Origin of the sequence: Porticoccus litoralis, assembly GCF_030676955.1 — a bacterium.
Lineage (GTDB): Bacteria > Pseudomonadota > Gammaproteobacteria > Pseudomonadales > Porticoccaceae > Porticoccus > Porticoccus litoralis.
Window position 1 is genome coordinate 128,294 of sequence record NZ_JAUUUU010000005.1, and the last position, 21,528, is coordinate 149,821.

Below are 21,528 nucleotides of genomic sequence, written 5' to 3' on the forward strand. Positions count from 1 at the left end.
CAATGACAGACCCGGACATCCATAACCCGGCTATCGCCGATGTCACCACTTTGGTAGGCATGCGGTTTGGCACACGGGAGCTGAATTTCTTTCCGCGACTGATGGCACGTACCGCCCTGATGGGAGGCCACCAGTCCCGCAGCCGCGGCCGCGGAATGGATTTTGAGGAAGTCCGGCAGTATCAGCCCGGCGATGACATCCGCACCATAGACTGGCGCGTGACGGCGCGTACCCTGACGCCTCACACCAAACTGTATCGGGAGGAACGGGAGCGTCCGGTACTGATCGTCAGCGACCTTCGTTCCGGTATGTTTTTTGGGTCGCGCACACTGAAATCTGTGCTCGCCTGTCAGATCAGCGCCACCCTGGGGTGGGCCGGCCTGAATGTCAACGACCGCGTGGGCGGATTAATTTTTGGCACCCGGCAAGTGACAGAAATCCGCCCCAAGCGCAGCCACCACGCTGTGCTGCAAATGATTCACCGCTTGCGGGATTTCAGTGAAATGCTGCTGCAACCTGAGGTTGATCAATTTAGCTTGTCGGATATTCTCAAGGATTGCCGCCGAGCGGCTCTGCCCGGTTCCACCCTGTTTCTGGTCAGCGACTTCCACGATCTGGACCGGTCCTGTGAACAGCATCTGTTTGAGCTTGCCCGGCATTGCGATATCACCCTGTGCCAGGTTATTGATCCACTGGAAAAAACCCTGCCGCCCCCGGCGCTCTACCAGGTCAGTAACGGCCAACAACGCTTTGTGCTCAACAGTCGCGATGGCAAGTTGCGGCAACAGTTCGAGCGACAATTTACAGAGCGGCAGAACAAGCTGCGGCAATTGGCGACGCAGCTACGTCTCGGATTATTGAGCTTCACCACGACCGAGCCCGTATTACCCGTTTTACAGCGAGCATACAGTCGCAAGAATAAAGGGCGACGCCGATGAACCCGCAGGATCCATTGGCACAGTTGCGTGATATTCACTTGCACGAAGCCGTGGGTTGGTGGCCGCCCGCACCTGGCTGGTGGTTGCTCACCCTGTTGGTACTGCTGGCGTCTTATTACCTGGTGCGATTTCTGGTGCGTAATTACCGCAACAACTGTTATCGCCGCGAGGCCTTTGCCTGCCTGGAAACCATGGCGCAGCAGCCGGAAGAATCACTAACGGACCAGTGTCATGCCCTGTTAATGCTGTTGAGGCGCACGGCGAAAACCGCTTACCCGGGCTTTGGCCTGGAATCGGAACGGGTCCCGGATATGCTGGACAGGATGAATCATGCTTGTCGTAAACCGGTGTTTGACGAGTCCTTGCAACAAACCCTCGGGGATCAGCTTTACCGGGCTGATGCGAACCTACCGCCATCCTGCCTGATACAACTGGCAGAGGGAACGCGACGCTGGATAAAACAGCATCGCAGGGGGGCATCATGCTAACTTTTGAATGGCCCTGGCTACTGGTTCTATTACCGCTACCTATTCTGTACCGGCTGTGGCGGCGACGTGCAGAGACCCTGGCCCCGGCACTGAAAGCGCCGGTCTACTGTGCCCTCGCGGCACAAACCAGTGTTGAACGCCGGAGTGGCTACTGGCAATGGCTGACCCTGACGCTGTTGTTTGTTGCCTGGGCGGGAACCCTGCTGGCCGCCACCCGCCCCACCTGGATCGGCGACCCGGTCACATTGCCCAGCAGCGGGCGGGACCTGTTAATTGCCGTGGATATCTCTGGCAGTATGAAACAAACGGATATGCGGCTTGAAGGCGAAAGCGTAGACCGCCTGACCGTAGTCAAACAGGTTGTAGGGGAATTCGTTGAGCGACGCCAGGGGGATCGCCTGGGCCTGATTCTGTTTGGTACCCGCCCCTACCTGCAAACACCGTTGACCTTTGACCGGCAAACCATGAACACGCTTCTGAACGAGGCTCAGATTGGATTTGCAGGGGAAAGCACCGCCATCGGCGATGCCATCGGGCTGGCAGTCAAACGACTGCAATCCCGCCCGGAAAACCATCGCGTGTTGATACTGCTCACCGACGGTGCCAACTCCGCCGGTGAAGCGCAACCTCTGGAAGCGGCAGAGATCGCCGCCCGTGAGGGCATCACCATTTACACCATCGGCATCGGTGCCGAAGTCGTTGTGGAACGCAGTTTCTTTGGCTCCCGGCGAATCAACCCCTCTCGAGATCTTGATGAAACCACTCTGACCGCCATCGCCGATAAAACCGGGGGCCGCTATTTCCGCGCCCGCAACCCGGATGAATTGCAACAGATCTACGCGCAACTGGACCAGCTCGAACCCGTGGAACAGGAAGCGGAGACCCTGCGCCCCACCAAGGCATTGTTCTACTGGCCACTGGGTGTGGCTCTGCTCTGCAGCCTGTTACTGGCGCCGCTCACAGCACGAGGTGATTCATGATCCCGGTGCTGACAGATTTTCATTTGCTTAGACCCCTGTGGTTGCTGGCCATCCTGCCAGCCCTGCTGGCTGCATGGTGGTTATACAAGCAGGAGAAGAACACCGGCAGCTGGCAACAGGTGATCGCCCCGGAGCTGTTGCCATTCCTGGTAGATGGCACCACCGTTAAACAGCGTCGTTCCCTGGTAACAGGTGCGCTGATCGCCTGGCTGCTGGCGACAGTGGCTATGTCCGGCCCCACCTGGGAACGCACACCCCTGCCCGTGCATAAACAGGAAAATGCACTGGTCGTCCTGTTCGACCTCTCGCCATCAATGTTGGTGCAGGACCTGAAACCCAACCGCCTGAATAGGGCACGGCTGAAACTGATTGAGCTGCTTCAGCAGCGTAAGGAAGGAACCACCGGCCTTATCGCCTACGCGGCGGAAGCATTTGTCGTCAGCCCGTTAACCGACGACGCGGCAACTGTGGCAGCACTGGTACCGGCCCTGGACCCCAACATCATGCCTGGGCACGGCAGCAACATTGAGTCTGCCATTAACCAGGGCATTGAGCTGGCACTGAATGCCGGCCTCAACCAGGCTGACTTTCTGTTGATCACCGATGATGTCTCTGCCAGCGCACGGGATGAACTCTCATCACTGCTGGAGGAAATGGGTGAGTTCCGCCTTTCCGTGCTGGGCATCGGTACCGCTGAAGGTGCACCGATTCCTCTCCAAAACGGCGGATTTGCCAAGGACAATACAGGCGCTATCGTCATCCCCAGACTGGATGCCGCTGCTCTGGGTTCTTTGGCCAGCGGGCTGGGGGGGCGTTATTCCGGTCTCACCGCCGATGACAAGGATATTCGCTACCTCTCCGAAGGCTTTGCTGCAGAACACGGATCGGCCAGCAAACAACTGGAGAGAACCTACGACAGCTGGCACGACCTGGGCTACTGGCTGGTGTTACCACTGTTACCCATACTGCTACTGGCTTTCCGTCGTGGCGTATTCGCATCAATCCTGCTGTTGCCGCTGCTATCCGCCCCACAACCGGCCATGGCATTCGGCTGGGATGACCTGTGGCTGACCCAAGACCAACAGGCGGCGCGGGCATTAGCCGAGGGTGACGCTGAAAGCGCGCAACAAACATTTAAAGACCCCGACTGGAAGGCCGCTGCCGCCTATCGAAACGGTGACTTTGAAAACGCCGAAAAGCTCTATGGGGGAGACACCGCCAATGCGCACTACAATCGCGGCAATGCACTGGCAAAGGCAGGAAAACTTGATGAGGCACTGGAAAGTTATAAGCGGGCACTGTCATTGACACCCGACATGCCAGATGCCGAATTCAACCGCGACCTGGTGGAAAAACTGCTGGAACAGCAAAACAACTCGCCGCAAAACGACCAGCAGCAGAACAACGATAACCAGAACAATGATAGCCAGGAGCAGCAACAGGGATCGGACCAGCAGCAATCCCAGTCCGACCAACAAAATCAGTCCAGCGATCAGAATCAGGACGGCTCATCCAACCAGGACCAATCATCCTCTTCCAAGCAACAGTCTCAGGATAACCCCAGCGATACGGGTAAAAACCCCGACAAGCAACAGCAACCATCTCACGGGGAACAGCCTCAGGATGGAGAGCAACAAAGTGAGCAACAAGGCGAACAGGATAAAGAGCAGCAGGACGCCCAGCCACAACAGGAAGGTAGCGATCAACAGGGTGAACAGGAGGGTAAACAACAACCCGCCCAGGCTCAGGCAGCTACCGAGGGTGAAATGAGCGAGGAGGAAAAACAGGCCATGGAGCAGTGGTTGCGAAAAATCCCTGATGACCCAGGTGGCCTGTTACGCGAGAAATTCCGTTATGAAGCGGAGAAACGCCAGTATGAACAACGCCGCGGCATCAATCGACCCGGTAACTCAGAGCAGAGGTGGTAATAACCATGGCCTTCACGTTTAACCGTCAGCAGATCTGTCAGTGGATCGCCGCCGCCCTGTTACTCTTATCCAGTCTTGCCTGCCAGGCCGACAGCCTGACGGCCACTGCAGATCGCACCCAGCTGAGCCGAGGGGAAACCCTGGAATTACAGGTTCGCTTTGATGGCCAAACCACCAGCGACCCGGATTTTTCCGTGCTGGAAGAGGACTTTGAAATACTTAGTCAGAATCAGCAAAACCAGTTTTCCATTATCAATGGTACGACGGAGTCCTATACCCAGTGGGTGCTACAGCTGCTTCCGAAAAAAACCGGCAGCCTGCTGATCCCCCCCCTTGAGCTCAAGGGGGTACAAAGCAGTCCCATTCGACTTCAGGTCGCACCCCGTTCCAATACCAGTAACGGCAGTGAACCCATTTTCATCGAAACCGAGTTGAGCAAGTCGTCGGTGTTTGTCCAGGAACAGGTGCTACTGACCCTGAGACTCAACACATCGGTACCCCTATCCGGACTCAGTAGCGAAGAACTGATGATCAAAGATGCCGCCATGGTGAAAGTTGCGGAAAACCAGTACCAGAAGCAGAACAACGGCAAGCTGTACCAGGTGGTGGAACTGAAATACGCCCTGTTTCCCGAAGCCAGTGGCAAACTGGTTATCCCCCCGGTGCGTTTCAACGCCGTGATGGCGGACCGGCGTGATCGTTTTTCCGGTTCCTTTTTTGGCTCACGGGGTAAACCCGTGTTTTTGCTGTCTGATGAACAGCATATTGACGTCAAGCCCCGACCCGACAACTACGGTCCCGGAGACTGGCTACCCGCCCAGGGCCTGAGCCTCAGTGAAAGATGGAGTCGCCCGCTCGATGAACTGGTCGCTGGCGAGCCTGTCACCCGCACGATTCACCTCACAGCCCAGGGCCTGATGGACAGTCAGCTACCACCGCTAATTATCGATGCCGGTGATGGCTTCAAGGTTTACCCGGACCAGCCTCAGCTGGAAAATAATGTCGATCCCCAAGGGGTGATTGGATCACGGGTGGAATCGGTTGCTATCGTGCCTTCTCGTGCCGGGCAGATCACCCTGCCCCCGGTGAAAGTCCGCTGGTGGGATACCCGCAGTCAACAGATGAGGGAAACCCTGCTGGAATCACAAACCCTCACCGTCAAGCCAGCTCCGGGAACTGTTGCAACACCGGCAGACCCTGCTCCTTTGACCAGCGATATCGCAGTGACCAGTGACTCTGTTGAGCTTCATGAGAATTCGTCGGACAACCGGCTGTTGTGGATACTCGCTGCGACAAACCTGTTGTTGTCAGTTGCAGTCATTACCCTGCTGATCCTCTGGCGCGGCAGCCGCAAACAGGCTGCAACTGTCGTCAATCATGAGCCCAACCATGAAAAAGAATCAGCCCTGTTTAAAGACCTCTGCCAAAGCGCTAACAGTAAGGACCTCCCCGGTTTCCGCGAAGCGCTGTTAATCTGGGCCGGAAGCTTCTGGCAGCGCCCGGTGCAGAAGCTCAGTCAGGTCTCACAGCTGGCCAATGATGAGCAGGTTTCCCTCCTCCTGGAGGCACTGGACAAGTCTCTCTACAGCACAGCTGCTGATGATGAGGTCGACCTAAACAGGCTCTGCCAGCGGTTAAAGACTCTGCGTAAAACCCGTCCGGAGAAATCACCTAAGGGCACACCATTGGCCCCACTCTATGGTAGCCATACCTGAGAGCCTCCAATAAAACAGGGATAAAATGCCTAAAAATCGGGCATTTCTGACCACATTTGACCCGTATTTGTGCATCTTCTATCCAAGCGGGGATTCCCATACTGAAGATAAAGTTGTGGTCATTTTTTGTACGCCGATTCTTCCCATTCGCCCCTCGCCACTGAAGGGGCCTTCCAGTAGAATGAAATCAGCTGTTCCATCCAGAGCGCTGTTTATGCCCCACAAGCTCATTCCATTCCCCCTCCTCTCTTCTGCCATGAAAGGATTAACACTATGCGCCGAGTCGTCTTCAACCAAAAAGGTGGTGTAGGAAAGTCCAGCATCACCTGTAACCTGGCTGCCATTTGCGCAAACAACGGCAAAAAAACCCTGGTTGTGGATCTGGACCCTCAAGGCAATTCAACTCACTACTTGCTGGGTCAGGATGCCAAGCCTGACCTCACCATTGCCGATTATTTCGCCCAGACAGTGTCGTTCAATCTGTCCCCCAAAAAGCCCGCCGACTTCGTTATTAAGACGCCCTACGAAAACCTGTCTGTAATTGCCTCAGACCCGGAACTTGAGAGCATCGAACAGAAACTCGAGTCCCGTCACAAGATTTATAAATTACGGGACCTGCTGAACAAACTGGATGGCGAGTTCGACCATGTCTTTATTGACACCGCACCTGCCCTGAATTTTTACACCACTTCGGCACTGGTCTGTGCCGACAGTGTATTGATTCCCTTTGACTGCGATGCTTTCTCACGCCACGCCCTGTACAACATTCTCGAAGTCATTGGTGAAATGCGCGAAGACCACAACGACCGGCTTGAAGTGGAAGGCATTATCGCCAACCAGTTCCAGCCAAGGGCCAATCTGCCAAGTAAAATCATTAAGGAACTACTGGCAGAAAAACACCCAGTCTTGCCTGTTTACCTCAGTCAGTCAGTAAAAATGCGCGAGTCTCACCAGGCTTGTAAACCACTGATCTACTTCGCCCCGAGCCACGCCCTCACCAAGCAGTTTGTCGAGCTGCACGAGGTCATTAGTGGTGGTAAAAAAGCGGTAAAAAAAGCCGGAAAGAAAAAGAAAGAGACCGAAACAGCCTGAGCCACTGTTGAACGCAGATATGGCAAAAAAAAGGAGAGCTGGACGCTCTCCTTAATAATGAACCCTTGAGATAGAGGGTTGAATGTCACTCATGCGTCTCAACGCTTTCAGCGTTTCAACGGCGGCCATTATCCTGCCATCGGTTAACAGGGCAGTTGATACCGATCAACTGGGTTACCTTTTTATCTCTCACAGACTCTTCGACGCGATCTCGTAGGTATCCCGGGACAACCCCGGTTCCGCCAGAACTCGCGCCAACTCTTCCCGCATCAGCGCCTGCCGTGTCAGATCATAACGTCGCCACTTGGTGAGAGGTGTCAGCTGGCGGGACGCAATCTGAGGGTTGAGCTTGTCCAGTGCAATAACGTTGTCTGCCAGGAAACGATAACCCTCTCCCGCTTCGTCGTGAAAGTTGATGAGATTACTATTACAGAACACGCCGATCAGGGAGCGCACCTTGTTGGGGTTGTGGAAGTCGAAGGCCGGGTGCTCCATCAACACTTTCACCCGCTCCAGACCACCGGGCAAAACACAGGCGGCCTGGGTTTGAAACCACTGGTTCAAAACCAGCGGCTCGTGTTGCCAGTCATTATAGAATTTATCCAGAGCCTGTTCCGAAAGAGGCCGTGCCTCTTCCCGTGGATCATTGACCAATCCGTTCAGGGCCGAGAGGCGATCCGTCATGTTATCGGCTTCCATAAACTGGGTGTGCATCAACGATAATGAATCGTCTGAGGCGCCATTCAACAGGTAACGCAGAGACAGGTTTTTGAGGCTGCGTTTGGCCACTGCAGCACCGGACATTTCGAAAACTTTTTCGCTGTTAGCGAGGTAGGTTGCGCGCCATGTATCTCTCAGTTCACGGCCAAGTTCGCGACACATAAAGCGCCGCACCTGGTGAATCGCTTCAACATCGATAACCTCCGCCAGTTCCGCCAGCAAATACTCGCTGGGCAACATTAGCACCAGGGCCTGCATGGCTTTGTCAGTATCTGTTTCGGCCAGAACTTTGGCAAAGGCTTCTACCAACCGCTGATCCAGCACTAGCGGGGTTCCTTCGCGATAATCTGTCACCAGCGCCTGCATCAGCTGTATCGACAGCTGTTGACCGGCATTCCAACGATTGAAGCCATCGCTGTCGTGACCCATCAGGAAGCTCAGCTGGTCCAGAGTGTAGGGGTAACTGAGTTTTACCGGTGCAGAAAAACCGCGCAACAGGGAGGGTACAGGGGCCTCGGTGATGCCCTCGAACACCACGGTCTGCTCTGGCTGGGTAATTTCCAGCACCTGGGTGGTGTTGCCCTTTGCATCCAGAGGCAGATCCCCTGACGGTGTAACCAAACCGACCGATACCGGTATATGGTATGGCTGTTTTTCCTGGCATTCAGGCGTGGGCGGACAAGACTGACTGAAATGCAGGCTGAATTGTTGCTGCTGCGGATCATAATCACTGGTCACCGACAAACGCGGCGTGCCCGCCTGGCGATACCAGTTCATAAACTGGGTAAAGTCCCGCTCGCTAACATCGGCCATGGCTGCCACGAAGTCCTCAATCGTCACCGCCTGACCATCGTGGCGTTCAAAATAGATATCCGTACCACGACGGAACAGCTCGGGCCCCAGCAGGGTGTGGATCATGCGCACCACTTCCGAACCCTTTTCATAAATCGTGGCGGTGTAAAAATTGGATATTTCCATGTAGTAGGCCGGTTGGACCGGGTGCGCGGTGGGGCCGCTATCTTCTGCAAACTGCACAGTGCGCAACATGTTCACGTCTTCAACGCGTTTCACCGTTGCTGAACCCATGTCGGCAGAAAACTGTGAGTCGCGAAATACGGTGAAACCCTCTTTCAGGCTCAGTTGAAACCAGTCTCGACAGGTGACACGGTTCCCAGACCAGTTGTGGAAATACTCGTGGGCCACTACCGCTTCAACGCGTTTAAAACCGTCATCGGTGGTAGTGGACGGGTGCGCCAGTACGCAGGAGGTGTTAAAAATATTTAACCCCTTGTTCTCCATGGCACCCATGTTGAAATCGTCCACGGCAACAATCATGTAGAGATCCAGATCGTATTCGCGACCATAAACCTCCTCATCCCAGACCATGGCATTTTTCAGAGAATCCATGGCGTGGCCGCATTTTTCAATATCCTTCTCTTCCACATACAGCTTTAAGGCCACATCACGGCCACTGCAGGTGGTGAAGCTGTCTTCTACCAGCGAAAGATCCCCGGCAACCAGGGCAAACAGGTAGGCCGGTTTCAGGAACGGGTCATGCCAGGTTGCCCAATGACGCCCATCATCAAGAGCACCCCAGTCGTGCAGGTTGCCGTTCGACAGCAACACCGGGCATTCCGATTTACTGGCCACCACGGTGGTGGTGAATTCCGACATCACATCCGGGCGATCGAGGTAGTAGGTGATTTTCCGGAAACCCTGCGCCTCGCACTGGGTGCAATACATGGTGCGCGACTTGAACAGGCCCTCAAGGGATGTGTTTTCCCTGGGGCGGATCAACACTTCAGAAGTCAGCGTAAAATTATCCGGTACCCGGTGAATCAGCAGCTCTTCCCCGTTGACCTCGTACTCGGCCTTCGACAGGGCACGGCCATCCACTGCCAGCTGTTGCAATTCAAGCTGCACACCGTGGAGGGACAGGCTTTTGCCCTGGTAGTTGCTCGCAGGATTGCGACGCATGGTCAGGTTGGCCAGCACCGTGGCATCTTTATCACCAATCTCCACCCGCAGCTCGGTCTTATCGATCAAAAAGCGCGGTACTTCGTAGTCTTTCAGGTAAATATTGCCCGGTTGGGCGTCTCTCATGGCCATCATCAGATTGCTACTTCCACGTGGTAAGCTGTGTATTTGCGGATATTAATCACGCCACTGTCCAGGATCAGGTACTGTCCCTTAATGCCCTGTAGTGTGCCCTCCACCACCGGGTTTTTGTCCATATTCAGACTGGCAACCTTGCTGGGATAATTCAGTACCGGGTAGTCGATATCCACCACGCTGGATTGCTCCAGACGCTGCAAGGACTGTATACCAAATTGCTCTTCCAGCTGACTGAGGGTTGTTTCACAACGGTCAAATAATTCGTCTCGTATAACGGGCAGCTCAACAGCTTCAATCTGGCCCTTCAACATGGTGCGCCAGTTGGTTTTATCGGCCACATACTGTTTCATCGCTGTCTCAACAAGGCCGGATTGTTGCCGGGTTTTCACCCGCATAATCGGCAAAGCCTGAACCGCACCCTGGTCGATCCATCGGGTAGGTAACTGGGATTCGCGGGTAATACCGACTTTCACCCCTGACGAGTTGGCCAGGTAGACAATATGGTCGACCATGCAGTGGCTATCTGCCCATTCAGGCTCACGACAGGTGCCCTCAAAATAGTGGCATTTTTCGGGACTGACGATACAGCTGTCGCACTGTGCCAGTTTGGCAAAACAGGGGTAACAGTAGCCCTGGTTAAAGCTTTTGTTACTGCGACGCCCGCAGTGAATGCAGTGAATCTCGCCGGTAAACGTCATACGGATAGATTCACCCAGCAACCCATTTAAAGGCAGACGTTCTTCATCCAACGGTAACTGGTACGTCACTTGGCCCGCCGGGTCCGGCGGCAGTGCCACCTTCATTTTCTGGAGATGCCCTGAATAATCAGCCACCGGCTACTCCTGCCATTTCAGGGGCTGGGGATCACTACCCTTCTTCTGTTTTGTGGCACAGGGTTCGGCCTTCTGCTTTGGCGCCACGTAGCCCACACGCTCCTCCTCGGACTTATGACGGGCATCGTAGGCAATAATGGCCTGCATGCTGTGCTCCCGCTGCTCCTTTGTCAGGCGCGAGCCATCGGGCCATTTGCCCGTCTCCACAGCACGTTTCAGGTTGTCGTAAATGTCGGGTGTGATCGCATCGATCAATTGTTGAAAATCCATGGACATCCTCGGTGTAACCTCGGTACAGATAGGCGCCAGCCAGTAGTGACAGCGCCAATGGGATAGTGTGAAAAACAGCTGACGATTATAGCAATTACTGCCGCTCTCCGCCGGATTCAACCTTGCCGGACCAGATGCCCAGCACCATGCCGCTCACCAGACCGGCAGCGTGGGCAGCATTGGCAATACTGCCTGACATCAGCAAATCGATGAGTCCGGTCATACCGACAAACAGCCACACCAGCATAAACACCAGCAGGCCGTTTGGCAGCGCCAGTATTGGTCGCGGGGCTACCTTATTGCGCATCCAGACATAACCTAGCAGGCCATAGACGACGCCTGACATGCCACCAAACAGCGAAGGTCCGCTCCAAAGGTATTGGGCAATATTGGAAGCCAACGCCATCAACAGCACCACCATTAATATGTGCATGCTTCCCGCCAAGGGTTCGACCCGACGCCCCAGCTCCCACATCCAGACACTGTTGAAGGCGACGTGAAAAATGCCGAAGTGGAGAAAGATAGGTGTAATCAATCGCCAATACTGCCCCTTAGCCATAGCCATGTCGGCGGTATCAAAACTGATGCTGTCGCCAAATAGCTCAAAATCCTGAAAGGTAAACCAGTGTATCAGGGGGAAGCCCCAATCCACGATGGCTGACCCCACAATGCTCAGCAGTATAAGAACTACCACCACCGGCATTTTCTGCACTTGTTCCTTGAAACCCAACTGCGGCATGCCGGGAGGTGGTGGTGGTGGGTGATGAATGCTGTAATCCTGCAGCATCCTGACGACTTCCCGGACATCCTCTGAGGAAGCCACCCACAATTCCACCATGTCTCCGCGCTCGCGGACGCGAAAGCGAATACCCTGAGCCTCTAGCTGGTGGTAAAACTCAGTGATATCGTACTGGGATGGAATGTCCGCAATCTGGACCCATTCTGGCTGTTGCTCTGTCATTGCGTCAGCGGTTCCGCTCCGAAATACCTAGGCGACTACCCCAGCCCAGTTTGGTGCGACAGGTTTCGTAGAAATCATGCCCAACGGGATGAATCAATTGAATCTGCTGGGCCATCTTGTGAATCCGGATCGTGTCTCCCGGCTCTGACTGAATATCATTCTGGCCGTCACAGGTCACCAAAGGATGAAGTTCGTTGCGAGAACCCACCCGAATCTCAATATCACTGTTGCCACCGACCACGATGGGACGGCTGGACAGCGTGTGCGGATTCATAGGTACCAGCCCAATCGCATCCAGGTTGGGATGCATGATCGGGCCGCCCCCTGACAGGGCGTAAGCTGTAGAACCGGTGGGGGTAGAAACAATCAAGCCGTCGGAACGCTGGCTATAGACAAACTGCTCATCGATATACAGCTCAAACTCCATCATCCGCACAGATTTTCCCGGGTGCAGTACCACGTCGTTGAGAGCGCTGCCAGTACCAATCACCTGTCCAGAACGCCTGATAGACACTTCTAGAAGAAAGCGGCTGGAGATTATGAATTCCCCGGAAAGTACACGCTTGACCTGCTCTTCCATTTCGTGGGGCAGGATGTCGGTGAGAAAACCCAGTCGACCGCGGTTCACTCCCAGCAGGGGCACGTTGTGCTGTACCAGGTTACGGGCGGCACTCAGCATACTGCCGTCGCCTCCCACCATAATCACCAGGTCCAGTGGTACATCCAGCTTGCCGCATTCAAACACCGGCAACTCGGTGTTGCCGACAAACCGCGCGGTATTGATCTCAAGAATCACCGTGTAACCAGCTTCACCGAGATAGCTGATAAGCCGCTTGATGGAATCACCGATTTCCGGTGTCTCAATATTGGAAACCAGCGCAATCCGCTTGAAATCAGTCATGAAGTTATCTGAATAGCCCAAAAAAGTATCGGATCATTATATACCAACAGTTTCTACAACTACGCTCAAAGAAGCTGCTGCCGGTTATCTCAGCATAATCGTGGACAAAAGAGGTCATATCGAACAAGACACTCGCAACCCTGAGTATCATTCTGGGAACCTGGCCTAACCTAACCGTTGAGCAGATCAATACGTTATCCCTTGAGGCAGATCCGATTCGGGCCGCCATCCTGGCAGCCTATGACGCTGATCCCGTCCTAGACCCACTCTTCCATCAGGGTGGCATAGGACTCGTCGTCCGGGATCTGCCGGGGCGGGTGCTTGCAGAAGAACGCGGAAGGAATCTCGATAATGCCTCCCATGTTCCGTTCCAGGGCAACCTTGGCGCAGCGGATGGTATCAATGGCCACGCCGGCGGAGTTGGGGGAATCTTCCACGGACAACCGTAATTCCAGGTTCATCGCCACGTCGCCAAACAATTTGCCCTCCATGCGGATAAAACAGACCTTATTGTCGTTCTGCCAGGGCACGTAATCACTGGGGCCAACATGGATGTTTTCGGCTTCCAGTCGCTGGGGAATAGCCGCCTGCACGGCCTCCGTCTTGGATTCTTTCTTCGAGGCCAGACGCTCCCGATTCAACATGTTGAGAAAATCGGTGTTGCCACCGGTGTTGAGCTGATAGGTGCGCTCCAGCTTCACGCCGCGCTTCTTGAACAGGTTGCCCAGGGTGCGGTGCACGATGGTCGCGCCCAATTGCGCCTTGATATCATCACCGATGATAGGAATATGGCGCGCCTCGAAGCGCTGCGCCCATTCGGGATTGCTGGCAATAAACACTGGGATGTTGTTGACGAATGCGCAACCCGCTTCCAGGGCGCATTCAGCGTAAAACTCAGTGGCTTTCTGGGAGCCAACCGGCAGGTAATTCATAAGGACATCCACCCCGGCCTTTTTCAATTGGTCTACCACGTCGGCCTGGCTGGGTTCCGCTTCCGATGACAACAGGAATGTGCGGTCATCACCGAAATTGGCCATGTGTTCGGAGTAACCGTCAAGCACCTTACCCATGGATACCTTGACGCCACTGGCGGGCAAGTCGCCACAGAACACTGTGGTGCAATTGGGAAGGGCGAAGACCGCTTCGTTGACATCCACTCCCACTTTGCGTTTGTCGATATCAAATGCCGCCACCACCTCAATATCTCCAGGCTGGTAACCGCCAATTTCATAGTTGAGGAGACCAATACATTCCTCTGCACCCCTGTCACGGTAATAATGGATTCCCTGAATCAGGGAACTGGCACAGTTGCCCACGCCAATGACAGCAATTCTGATGTTCTTTCTTTCCACGACGACTCCTTAGCAAGCCCCACAAGGTCCACAAAAACTGGCAACAAAAAAAGGTTACTGACTTTTCAACAAACCGCCCCTGGCCGCAAACACCAGATAGCGGTGCAGGGGGTAATTAATAAGCAGGGCAACAGTCAGAGCGACAAGAACCCGGGCAGGAAAATATGCCAATGCTGTATGGGCCACCATAAGCACCACACCATAGGCATTGACTAGAGCAGAAACCAGGCACACAGACATATAGGTGCCCATCTGCCACAGCAACCTGTCTCCGGCAACACGGAAACTCCAGTAGCGATTAAGCGTAAAGTTCACCATGCCACCGACCATGGGGCCAAGGGCAACCGCAATGGCCAACGGCAACCCAAGGAGCTGGTAACAGAACACCATAACTGCGAAATCCACAGCTGTGGCCAGCATCGCAGCGAACTGGGCGCGGTAAAACATCAGCCCACGTTCCCAGCAGAGAGGAACAGTGAACGAAAGCGCATCAGGGCGGACCAGTTTGTCAGAACTGCCAATAGCCATACCACCACCAGCAATGGCGAAAGACCTTCAGATCCCGGATAAAAAGTACTGGCGACCAGTGCCAGCAACAGGTAAACGTACCGCTCAGTGCGCTTCATGGCACCGCGTGGCACGCGCACCGCCATTGCCTCAGCTTTGGCCGTGGTGTAACTGATCATAAACGAACCGTGGATTGCCAGCAGACTGGCGGACAAACTCATCACATCATGTCGAAAATAGAGGGCGCAACCGGCCAACAAAAAGAAATCCACATAGCGATCGATCGTAGAGTCCAATACCACACCGGAAGCATCACTTTTTCCCGACAGGCGCGCCAGCATGCCATCAAGCATATCTGTCATGCCGGCAACAATCGCCACACAGAAGGCATAACCAAAGTGGCCAGAGGCGATACACAGACCGGCCACAAGACCAAAAAACACCGAACTCAGGGTCACCTGGTTGGGTGTGATGGAGAGCCTTGCCAAAAGGCGGGCCACAGGCTCCATCCCCCAAACAGCAAAATTCATTACCGCCTTGCCGAGCAGCACACTGCCCCCCTGGCGATCAACCCGCTCGTAGTGTTTAAAATCACCGTTTAAATATCCCCTGACGACATACACCAGCCCCAGTAACAGGACCAGTCCGAAGAGGATAAAAACGCTAAGAGACTCACTATTCATAGCTACCGCGAAATATTAAACTGCGCTCGTTTTATTGTATTAACACGGCCAAAACTATAACAAGAGCCACATGCTAAAGTATTCGCTCAAGGCGACTGCCCTATTTCCTATCACCATCTACCGCGGCTGTCAGTGGCTGTCCTCCCGCGCCTGGCGGAGACACACTAACGATTATTATAAAAAGGCGACAGCGCTCATCCTATATCTTTTTGGCGGTCTGCCACTAACCGTATTTGTACTTCTGGAACTGGTCATCTTCGCCAATGCACGGCTGATGGCCGACCCACTAGAACCTGTCATTTCCCTGCCGGAGTTGGCCACGGGGCACTTCGACCGAATCAAACTGCCGGGATACATGCCAAATCCCGCACCACAAGATGTTCAGCTGGCTGACATATCTCGGGAACACCGTTATCAGCAGCTATTGGAAACCTTCAGCCCCACTATCATCCAGAAAATCGGCCACCAACCACTGTGGGACGTTCCCACCGATATCTTCTTCGATAGCGACACCGACCCACGCAATAACGTAGACAACGCCCTGGCCCGGGGAACACTGCCCAGCGTGGTTTACGGGGAAGTCATCGCCGAGACTGACGACTCCTACTACCTGGCCTACATGCTGTACCACATCAAGGATTACGACTCTCCACTGCGTGAGGCCCTCTCCAACATGACCTATCACGATAGCGATAACGAGGGTCTGCAACTGCGGGTCGACAAGGCTTCCATGAAGGTGGCCCTGGTGGAAACCTGGTTCCACAACCGCTTTTTTCTATGTAACAGTCATGGTGAATCCAGCGGCACGGAGCCGATCCAGTCCCGTGCGCTGTTCGAGGACGACAACCATGTCATCATCTACACTCAGGCAATGGGGCACGGCATTCGCTGCGCCGAAGAACGCGATTTCCTCAAGCTGGCTACGCATACCAAAATCCTGCGCCACAACAGCAGGCATACGCATCGTGAACAGCTACGTGTGGATGGTATAAGTCAATTCTCCATCAGTTACCGACTCGCCTCCCTAAAGCCCTGGTACGAAATGGCGCGTAACTTTCGGCCCTCAGGCAAAGGCAAGCAAAGCCTGTTTGAAGACTCCCTAGTTATAGGTACTGACAGTCTGGGACGACAAGTGCAGGTTGGTAAGTATATTGCCGGCAGGGATTTTGATCGTCGCGGCTGGTCCCGGCCCAAACCGCCATGGTCCTGGGACGACCGCTGGGATGATATTCCGGTGGGAACCTGGCACCTCGACCCGGCCCGGGCATTCAGCAGCCATACCGGAGAGAAGCTATCCGATAATTACCTCTACAATGCCCCTGCCAGCATGATGCTCGACCAGCGGAGGGACACGTCCAAATACGGCGTTACCCCATCAAATATAAACAGCGGTCGCCATAGCAACCTTGCTCATCAATCAGCGCCACAGAAGTCTCACGCGAATCGCGAAACATCGAAAATCAATCTCCAGGTAAAAAAATACATCAACCGCCTGATTAACTCCCTTGGTTGACGTTACTGACCGGTGGCAGCAGGCAGACCGTCTATACTCTCATTCATGACGACCCAACCCAATCTGTTGCGCAACCTCTCCCTGGTCGAGATCAGTTTTTACGGCATTGGCACTATTCTCGGTGCAGGCATATACGTTCTGCTCGGCGCCGTCATCGCAAAAAGCGGGGCCATGACACCCTGGGCCTTCATGCTCGCAGCCGTTGTGGTCTGTTTCAGCGCCTATTCCTATGCTCAGATGGCACGACGCTTCCCCCGCAGTGCCGGAGAGGCGGTCTACATTCAGGAAGGATTGCGGTGCAAACAGCTGGCTACCCTGGCGGGATTCGCTATCTCTCTGGGAGGCATTGTCTCCGCCGCGACCATGGCCCGGGGTTTTAACAGTTATTTCAGTGTCCTTATCAACACCCCCGAGGGATTAACCATCAGCCTGTTGGTAGCGACTCTGGTCGGCATTGCCGCCTGGGGAGTTAAGCAATCGGTGACTCTGGCGATACTGACCACACTGCTGGAAATCGCCGGTTTGTTTCTGGTGATCATTGTCAGTAGCGATGAACTCAGCCGGGGCGGGATAGACTGGACCGTGATGGTGCCACCCCTGACATTGCCTGCTTTCTCCGCCATTGCCAGTGGTGCCTTTCTGGCTTTCTTTGCCTTTATCGGCTTTGAAGACATGGTCAACATGGCCGAGGAGGTCAAACACCCCGAACGCAACCTGCCCTGGGGTATCGCCATTGCAGTTGCAACCACCACCCTGCTTTATGCCGCTATCGCCATTATTGCCCTGTCCACCATACCGATGAGAGAGATCGCCGGATCAGAGGCACCCCTGGCGTTGTTAATTGAGCACAACAGCACTCTACCTGTCAGTTCTATGGCTTTAATCAGCCTGGTCGCCATCATCAATGGTGCGCTGATACAAATTGTCATGGTCTCCCGGGTACTCTATGGGATGGCGCGGCGAAACCTCGCCCCGGCTTTTCTCGGCACAGTTCATCCCAGAACCAGAACACCTATACCGGCAACCCTGTTTGCCGGCTTACTGGTGTTGAGCTTCGCCCTGTGGTTGCCGGTAACCACCCTCGCCGCCACCACCAGCGCCCTGATCCTGTTGGTATTTACACTGGTGAATCTGGCGTTATTGTTTTTAAACTACAGGGAAGGAAAACGGCGACCACTGCAGCTGGCCATACCATTCATGGGCACCCTGCTGTGCAGTGGTTTCCTGTTCGTCCAGTTATGGAGCCAATGATGCCATTACCCACAGACATGCAGTGTATTGAAATCAGCTCACCAGGGCCCGCCGATGTCCTGCACCCGGTGAGACGGCCACTGCCTGTTCCCGGTGATGATGAGGTGTTGATTCGGGTCATCGCCGCCGGCATCAACCGGCCCGATATCCTACAGCGACAGGGCCTTTACCCGCCGCCACCCGGCGCCCCGGATCTTCCCGGCCTGGAAGTCTCCGGCGAAATTGTTTCCGTTGGCAATCATGAAAGTCGTTGGCAGGTTGGACAACAGGTCTGCGCGCTGCTGAGCGGCGGCGGTTATGCTGAATATGCCGTTGCCCATGAAGAGCAGTGTCTTCCTATTTCCGCTCCATTCACAGCCATACAGGCAGCGGCCATACCGGAAACGTTTTTCACCGTCTGGAGCAACCTGTTCCTCCACAACACCCTCAAGGCCAGGGAGAGCCTGCTCGTGCACGGTGGCAGTAGCGGCATTGGCACCACCGCCATACAGCTAGCCAATGCGATGAACCATCGTGTGTTCGTTACGGCCGGAAGCCAGGAAAAGTGTCAGCATTGTCTGGAACTGGGTGCAGAAAGGGCTATCAATTACCGAGATGAAGACTTTGTATCAGAGGTCAAGGCGTTGACCGATGGCACGGGTGTCGACGTCATCCTCGACATGGTGGGTGGCGACTATGTACAGAGAAATATCCGTGCTGCCGCCTTTCGCGGTCGTATCATTTCCCTGGCATTTCTAAAGGGTTCAAAAGTCGAAGTGGATTTGATGCCCATGATGTTAAAACAGCTGGTGCTCACAGGTTCTACACTGCGTTCACGCCCGGTATCCGAGAAAGCGGAAATTGCCCGCTCCCTGCTGGATAAGGTGTGGCCTTTACTGGACAATGGCGTCATAGCACCGGTGATTCATCGCACCTTTCCACTACACAGGGCCAATGAGGCCCACCGCCTGGTGGAGAGCAGCGAACACATCGGCAAAATCGTACTCACTGCAAACTGACACCTGGAGCCCCATGAGCAAGGACACCCGACTGGTTTACTCCACGGAAACCGGCAGGATCAATACGACTGAACCAGAACCTGCCCGAGACAAGGGCGACGGTATCGTTCGCATTCGACGGGAAACCAGTGGCAGAAAAGGCAAGGGAGTGACCACCATCAGCGGCCTCGATATGAACAATGATTCGCTGAAACAACTGGCAAAACAACTCAAGCAATTATGCGGCACCGGTGGCTCGGTAAAGGATGGCATCATTGAAATCCAGGGGGACCACCGGGAGAAAATCCGCGAGGCACTCACACAGCAGGGCCACACCGTTAAGCTCGCCGGAGGTTGAACATGACAACCACCGCCCCTTTCGGCTGCTGGGCTTCACCGATCGTACCGGAACTACTGACAAACGGCTTGCCCGGTTACGCGTTTCCACAGTTTGATAACGGCAACCTCTACTGGCTGGAAACTCGTCCCTGGGAAAATGGCCGTTCGGTGGTGGTCCGCCGCCGGGCAGACGGGGCCATCGAGGACGCCTTTCCCGCCCCACTGAGCTGTCGCAGCAAGGTTCACGAGTACGGTGGATCTCCCTACATCGTCAGCGGCAATGTGATGTATTTTTGTCTCTACGATGATCAACGGGTCTACGCCCTGACACTCGATGACCCTGAAGCCCTGCCGCAACCCATCACCCCGGATGCCAAATACTGTTTTGCCGATTTCTGTGTCGATCAGACTCGGCAGCGCCTGATCTGCGTAATGGAAGACCACAGTCAGTCCGGTGAACCACAAAACCTGGTTGCCGCTATCCCTCTGAGCGGGGATATGGCCCTGCAACGGCTGTGTGAAGGCGAGGATTTTTACGCCTACCCCAAGCTCGATAACAACGGCCAACAACTCTGCTGGATAAGCTGGAACCATCCCGATATGCCTTGGGACAATACCCGCCTGTGGCTATCCACCCTGGACAATGACGGCCTTCCGGGAACACCTGAATTGATCGCAGGCCAGGGCGATGAGTCAGTCACCCAGCCACGCTGGTCCCCGGATAACCACCTGCATTTTGTCTCTGACCGGAACAACTGGTGGAACCTCTATCGCCTTGGGGACACACACCAGATTGAAGCATTGCTTCCCATGTCGGCGGAGTTTGCCACCCCGCTGTGGACACTGGGTATGTCCAACTACGACTTTTTAGGTGATGGCGCCATCCTTTGCAGCTATACCGCAGACGGCAGCTGGTTCCTGGCAACACTGTCACCGGATAGCCAAACCCTGAAACCCGTGGAAACCCTGTACACCCAGATTTCCGATATTTATTGCCAAGGTGAGTGTGGCTGGCTGGTGGGCGCGGCACCACAACTTTCTGCAGAGCTGGCGCAATGGACAACAGATGATCGCAATCTGACAACCGTGGCTCGGGGGGAACCCCTGGGTATCGATGACGGGTTTCTTTCCCGCCCCCAGCCCATCAGTTTCCCGTCGGGGGACAATGCCGTTGCCCACGGGTTTTACTACCCACCGTCCAACCCCGATTACACTGCACCTGAAAACAGCAAACCACCCCTGATCGTCGTCTGTCACGGCGGACCCACTGGCGCTACGGGCACCAGCCTGAACCTTAAACTGCAATATTGGACCAGTCGGGGCTTCGCTGTTCTGGACGTCAATTACCGCGGTAGCACCGGCTACGGTCGCGACTACCGGCATGCGTTGGATGGCCAGTGGGGAATCGTCGATGTGGAAGATGTAGTGGCAGGCACCCGCTATCTGATAGATCAACAGCTGGTGGACCGGAAGAAAGTGGCCATTCGCGGCAGCAGCGCCGGCGGTTACACGGTACTGGCAGCACTGTGCTTTGAAGATATCTTCCGCGCCGGCGCCTGCCTATATGGCATTGGTGACCTGGAAACCCTCGCCCGTGACACCCACAAGTTTGAATCCCACTATCTGGAAAGGCTGGTCGGCCCCTACCCGGAACAGCAGGAAACCTATAGGGCGCGCTCGCCTATTCACCATGTTGATCGCTTTGATTGCCCGGTGATTTTCTTTCAAGGGCTGGATGACCGAGTTGTTCCCCCGGAACAAGCACTGACCATGGTCAAGGCCCTGCGTCAGAAACAGATGGCCGTCGCCTATCTGCCGTTTGAAGGAGAAAGCCACGGCTTCCGCAAGGCCGAAACCATCAAAACGGCTCTCGAAGCGGAACTGTATTTTTACGGCCGCGTGTTTCGCTTCAAACCCGCCGACCAGTTGCCAATCACCCCTATTTTCAATATTGGCCTGTAATCC

At 54.9% G+C, this 21,528-nt stretch carries 19 protein-coding genes; 11 read left to right on the forward strand and 8 right to left on the reverse strand.

The genetic code is table 11. The features are described from left to right. Positions 1 to 2: 2 nt before the first annotated feature. The 6 genes from Q8A57_RS09625 to Q8A57_RS09650 all read left to right on the forward strand — a co-directional run bounded on the left by Q8A57_RS09625 (position 3) and on the right by Q8A57_RS09650 (position 7,141). Positions 3 to 938, forward strand: coding sequence for a DUF58 domain-containing protein (locus Q8A57_RS09625; protein WP_305170891.1), 936 nt, complete (start codon positions 3 to 5; stop codon positions 936 to 938). After that, complete coding sequence (locus Q8A57_RS09630) at positions 935 to 1,426, forward strand: DUF4381 domain-containing protein (RefSeq protein WP_305170892.1); 492 nt, start codon at positions 935 to 937, stop codon at positions 1,424 to 1,426. Before Q8A57_RS09625 ends, Q8A57_RS09630 begins: the two co-directional genes overlap by 4 nt. After that, a complete protein-coding gene (locus tag Q8A57_RS09635; protein WP_305170893.1) occupies positions 1,420 to 2,406 on the forward strand; it encodes a vWA domain-containing protein in 987 nt (328 codons plus the stop codon). The genes Q8A57_RS09630 and Q8A57_RS09635 overlap by 7 nt, the downstream gene beginning before the upstream one ends. Beyond that, positions 2,403 to 4,334 carry a vWA domain-containing protein gene (locus Q8A57_RS09640; RefSeq protein WP_305170894.1) on the forward strand — a complete coding sequence of 644 codons (1,932 nt, stop codon included), beginning with the start codon at positions 2,403 to 2,405 and terminating at the stop codon, positions 4,332 to 4,334. Before Q8A57_RS09635 ends, Q8A57_RS09640 begins: the two co-directional genes overlap by 4 nt. Positions 4,335 to 4,339: 5 nt before the next feature. Beyond that, positions 4,340 to 6,049 (forward strand): BatD family protein, encoded by a 1,710-nt coding sequence (locus Q8A57_RS09645; protein ID WP_305170895.1) that lies wholly within the window; start codon positions 4,340 to 4,342, stop codon positions 6,047 to 6,049. A gap of 273 nt (positions 6,050 to 6,322) precedes the next feature. Then, positions 6,323 to 7,141, forward strand: a complete 819-nt coding sequence (locus tag Q8A57_RS09650) for a ParA family protein (protein WP_305170896.1) — start codon at positions 6,323 to 6,325, stop codon at positions 7,139 to 7,141. 189 nt (positions 7,142 to 7,330) lie between these two features. Here Q8A57_RS09650 and pepN read toward each other — a convergent pair whose 3' ends face one another. From pepN to Q8A57_RS09690, 8 genes are all read right to left on the reverse strand, one after another. Further along, positions 7,331 to 9,964, reverse strand: coding sequence for an aminopeptidase N (gene pepN / locus Q8A57_RS09655; protein ID WP_305170922.1), 2,634 nt, complete (start codon positions 9,962 to 9,964; stop codon positions 7,331 to 7,333). Between the two features lie 8 nt (positions 9,965 to 9,972). After that, entirely contained in the window at positions 9,973 to 10,809 is an 837-nt protein-coding gene (locus Q8A57_RS09660; RefSeq protein WP_439651669.1) for a DUF2797 domain-containing protein, read from the reverse strand. Positions 10,810 to 10,812: 3 nt separating this feature from the next. Beyond that, on the reverse strand, positions 10,813 to 11,079 hold the full coding sequence (locus tag Q8A57_RS09665) for a YeaC family protein (RefSeq protein ID WP_305170897.1): 267 nt from the start codon (positions 11,077 to 11,079) through the stop codon (positions 10,813 to 10,815). A gap of 94 nt (positions 11,080 to 11,173) precedes the next feature. After that, the gene (locus tag Q8A57_RS09670) at positions 11,174 to 12,040 is read right to left on the reverse strand and encodes a rhomboid family intramembrane serine protease (protein WP_305170898.1); all 867 of its coding nucleotides are present in this window, start codon (positions 12,038 to 12,040) and stop codon (positions 11,174 to 11,176) included. A 4-nt stretch (positions 12,041 to 12,044) separates the two neighbouring features. Then, positions 12,045 to 12,941, reverse strand: coding sequence for an NAD(+) kinase (locus Q8A57_RS09675; RefSeq protein ID WP_305170899.1), 897 nt, complete (start codon positions 12,939 to 12,941; stop codon positions 12,045 to 12,047). A 257-nt stretch (positions 12,942 to 13,198) separates the two neighbouring features. After that, positions 13,199 to 14,293, reverse strand: coding sequence for an inositol-3-phosphate synthase (locus Q8A57_RS09680; RefSeq protein WP_305170900.1), 1,095 nt, complete (start codon positions 14,291 to 14,293; stop codon positions 13,199 to 13,201). Between the two features lie 54 nt (positions 14,294 to 14,347). Then, entirely contained in the window at positions 14,348 to 14,740 is a 393-nt protein-coding gene (locus Q8A57_RS09685) for a GtrA family protein (RefSeq protein ID WP_305170901.1), read from the reverse strand. After that, positions 14,740 to 15,483 carry a CDP-alcohol phosphatidyltransferase family protein gene (locus Q8A57_RS09690; protein WP_305170902.1) on the reverse strand — a complete coding sequence of 248 codons (744 nt, stop codon included), beginning with the start codon at positions 15,481 to 15,483 and terminating at the stop codon, positions 14,740 to 14,742. Before Q8A57_RS09690 ends, Q8A57_RS09685 begins: the two co-directional genes overlap by 1 nt. 70 nt (positions 15,484 to 15,553) lie before the next feature. Here Q8A57_RS09690 and Q8A57_RS09695 point away from each other — a divergent pair, with 70 nt between their 5' ends. From Q8A57_RS09695 to Q8A57_RS09715, 5 genes are read left to right on the forward strand one after another with little or no spacing between them, the layout of a single operon-like run. After that, entirely contained in the window at positions 15,554 to 16,996 is a 1,443-nt protein-coding gene (locus Q8A57_RS09695; RefSeq protein ID WP_305170903.1) for a hypothetical protein, read from the forward strand. Positions 16,997 to 17,041: 45 nt separating this feature from the next. Further along, positions 17,042 to 18,247 carry an APC family permease gene (locus tag Q8A57_RS09700; RefSeq protein WP_305170904.1) on the forward strand — a complete coding sequence of 402 codons (1,206 nt, stop codon included), beginning with the start codon at positions 17,042 to 17,044 and terminating at the stop codon, positions 18,245 to 18,247. Then, positions 18,244 to 19,245: an NAD(P)H-quinone oxidoreductase gene (locus Q8A57_RS09705; protein WP_305170905.1), complete on the forward strand. Its 1,002-nt coding sequence runs from the start codon at positions 18,244 to 18,246 to the stop codon at positions 19,243 to 19,245. The genes Q8A57_RS09700 and Q8A57_RS09705 overlap by 4 nt, the downstream gene beginning before the upstream one ends. Positions 19,246 to 19,258: 13 nt before the next feature. Further along, entirely contained in the window at positions 19,259 to 19,582 is a 324-nt protein-coding gene (yciH, locus tag Q8A57_RS09710) for a stress response translation initiation inhibitor YciH (protein WP_305170906.1), read from the forward strand. Between the two features lie 2 nt (positions 19,583 to 19,584). Beyond that, a complete protein-coding gene (locus Q8A57_RS09715; protein ID WP_305170907.1) occupies positions 19,585 to 21,525 on the forward strand; it encodes a S9 family peptidase in 1,941 nt (646 codons plus the stop codon). The last annotated feature ends 3 nt before the right edge of the window (positions 21,526 to 21,528 follow it).

Bases quoted from the DNA above. Each gene is read 5' to 3' on its own strand.
- Q8A57_RS09690 (WP_305170902.1), bottom strand. From the start codon at position 15,483: ATGAATAGTGAGTCTCTTAGCGTTTTTATCCTCTTCGGACTGGTCCTG.
- Q8A57_RS09630 (WP_305170892.1), top strand. From the start codon at position 935: ATGAACCCGCAGGATCCATTGGCACAGTTGCGTGATATTCACTTGCAC.
- Q8A57_RS09635 (WP_305170893.1), top strand. From the start codon at position 1,420: ATGCTAACTTTTGAATGGCCCTGGCTACTGGTTCTATTACCGCTACCT.
- Q8A57_RS09650 (WP_305170896.1), top strand. From the start codon at position 6,323: ATGCGCCGAGTCGTCTTCAACCAAAAAGGTGGTGTAGGAAAGTCCAGC.
- Q8A57_RS09675 (WP_305170899.1), bottom strand. From the start codon at position 12,941: ATGACTGATTTCAAGCGGATTGCGCTGGTTTCCAATATTGAGACACCG.
- pepN (WP_305170922.1), bottom strand. From the start codon at position 9,964: ATGAGAGACGCCCAACCGGGCAATATTTACCTGAAAGACTACGAAGTA.
- Q8A57_RS09695 (WP_305170903.1), top strand. From the start codon at position 15,554: ATGCTAAAGTATTCGCTCAAGGCGACTGCCCTATTTCCTATCACCATC.
- Q8A57_RS09685 (WP_305170901.1), bottom strand. From the start codon at position 14,740: ATGTTTTACCGCGCCCAGTTCGCTGCGATGCTGGCCACAGCTGTGGAT.
- Q8A57_RS09670 (WP_305170898.1), bottom strand. From the start codon at position 12,040: ATGACAGAGCAACAGCCAGAATGGGTCCAGATTGCGGACATTCCATCC.
- Q8A57_RS09625 (WP_305170891.1), top strand. From the start codon at position 3: ATGACAGACCCGGACATCCATAACCCGGCTATCGCCGATGTCACCACT.
- Q8A57_RS09645 (WP_305170895.1), top strand. From the start codon at position 4,340: ATGGCCTTCACGTTTAACCGTCAGCAGATCTGTCAGTGGATCGCCGCC.
- Q8A57_RS09700 (WP_305170904.1), top strand. From the start codon at position 17,042: ATGACGACCCAACCCAATCTGTTGCGCAACCTCTCCCTGGTCGAGATC.
- yciH (WP_305170906.1), top strand. From the start codon at position 19,259: ATGAGCAAGGACACCCGACTGGTTTACTCCACGGAAACCGGCAGGATC.
- Q8A57_RS09640 (WP_305170894.1), top strand. From the start codon at position 2,403: ATGATCCCGGTGCTGACAGATTTTCATTTGCTTAGACCCCTGTGGTTG.
- Q8A57_RS09665 (WP_305170897.1), bottom strand. From the start codon at position 11,079: ATGGATTTTCAACAATTGATCGATGCGATCACACCCGACATTTACGAC.
- Q8A57_RS09715 (WP_305170907.1), top strand. From the start codon at position 19,585: ATGACAACCACCGCCCCTTTCGGCTGCTGGGCTTCACCGATCGTACCG.
- Q8A57_RS09705 (WP_305170905.1), top strand. From the start codon at position 18,244: ATGATGCCATTACCCACAGACATGCAGTGTATTGAAATCAGCTCACCA.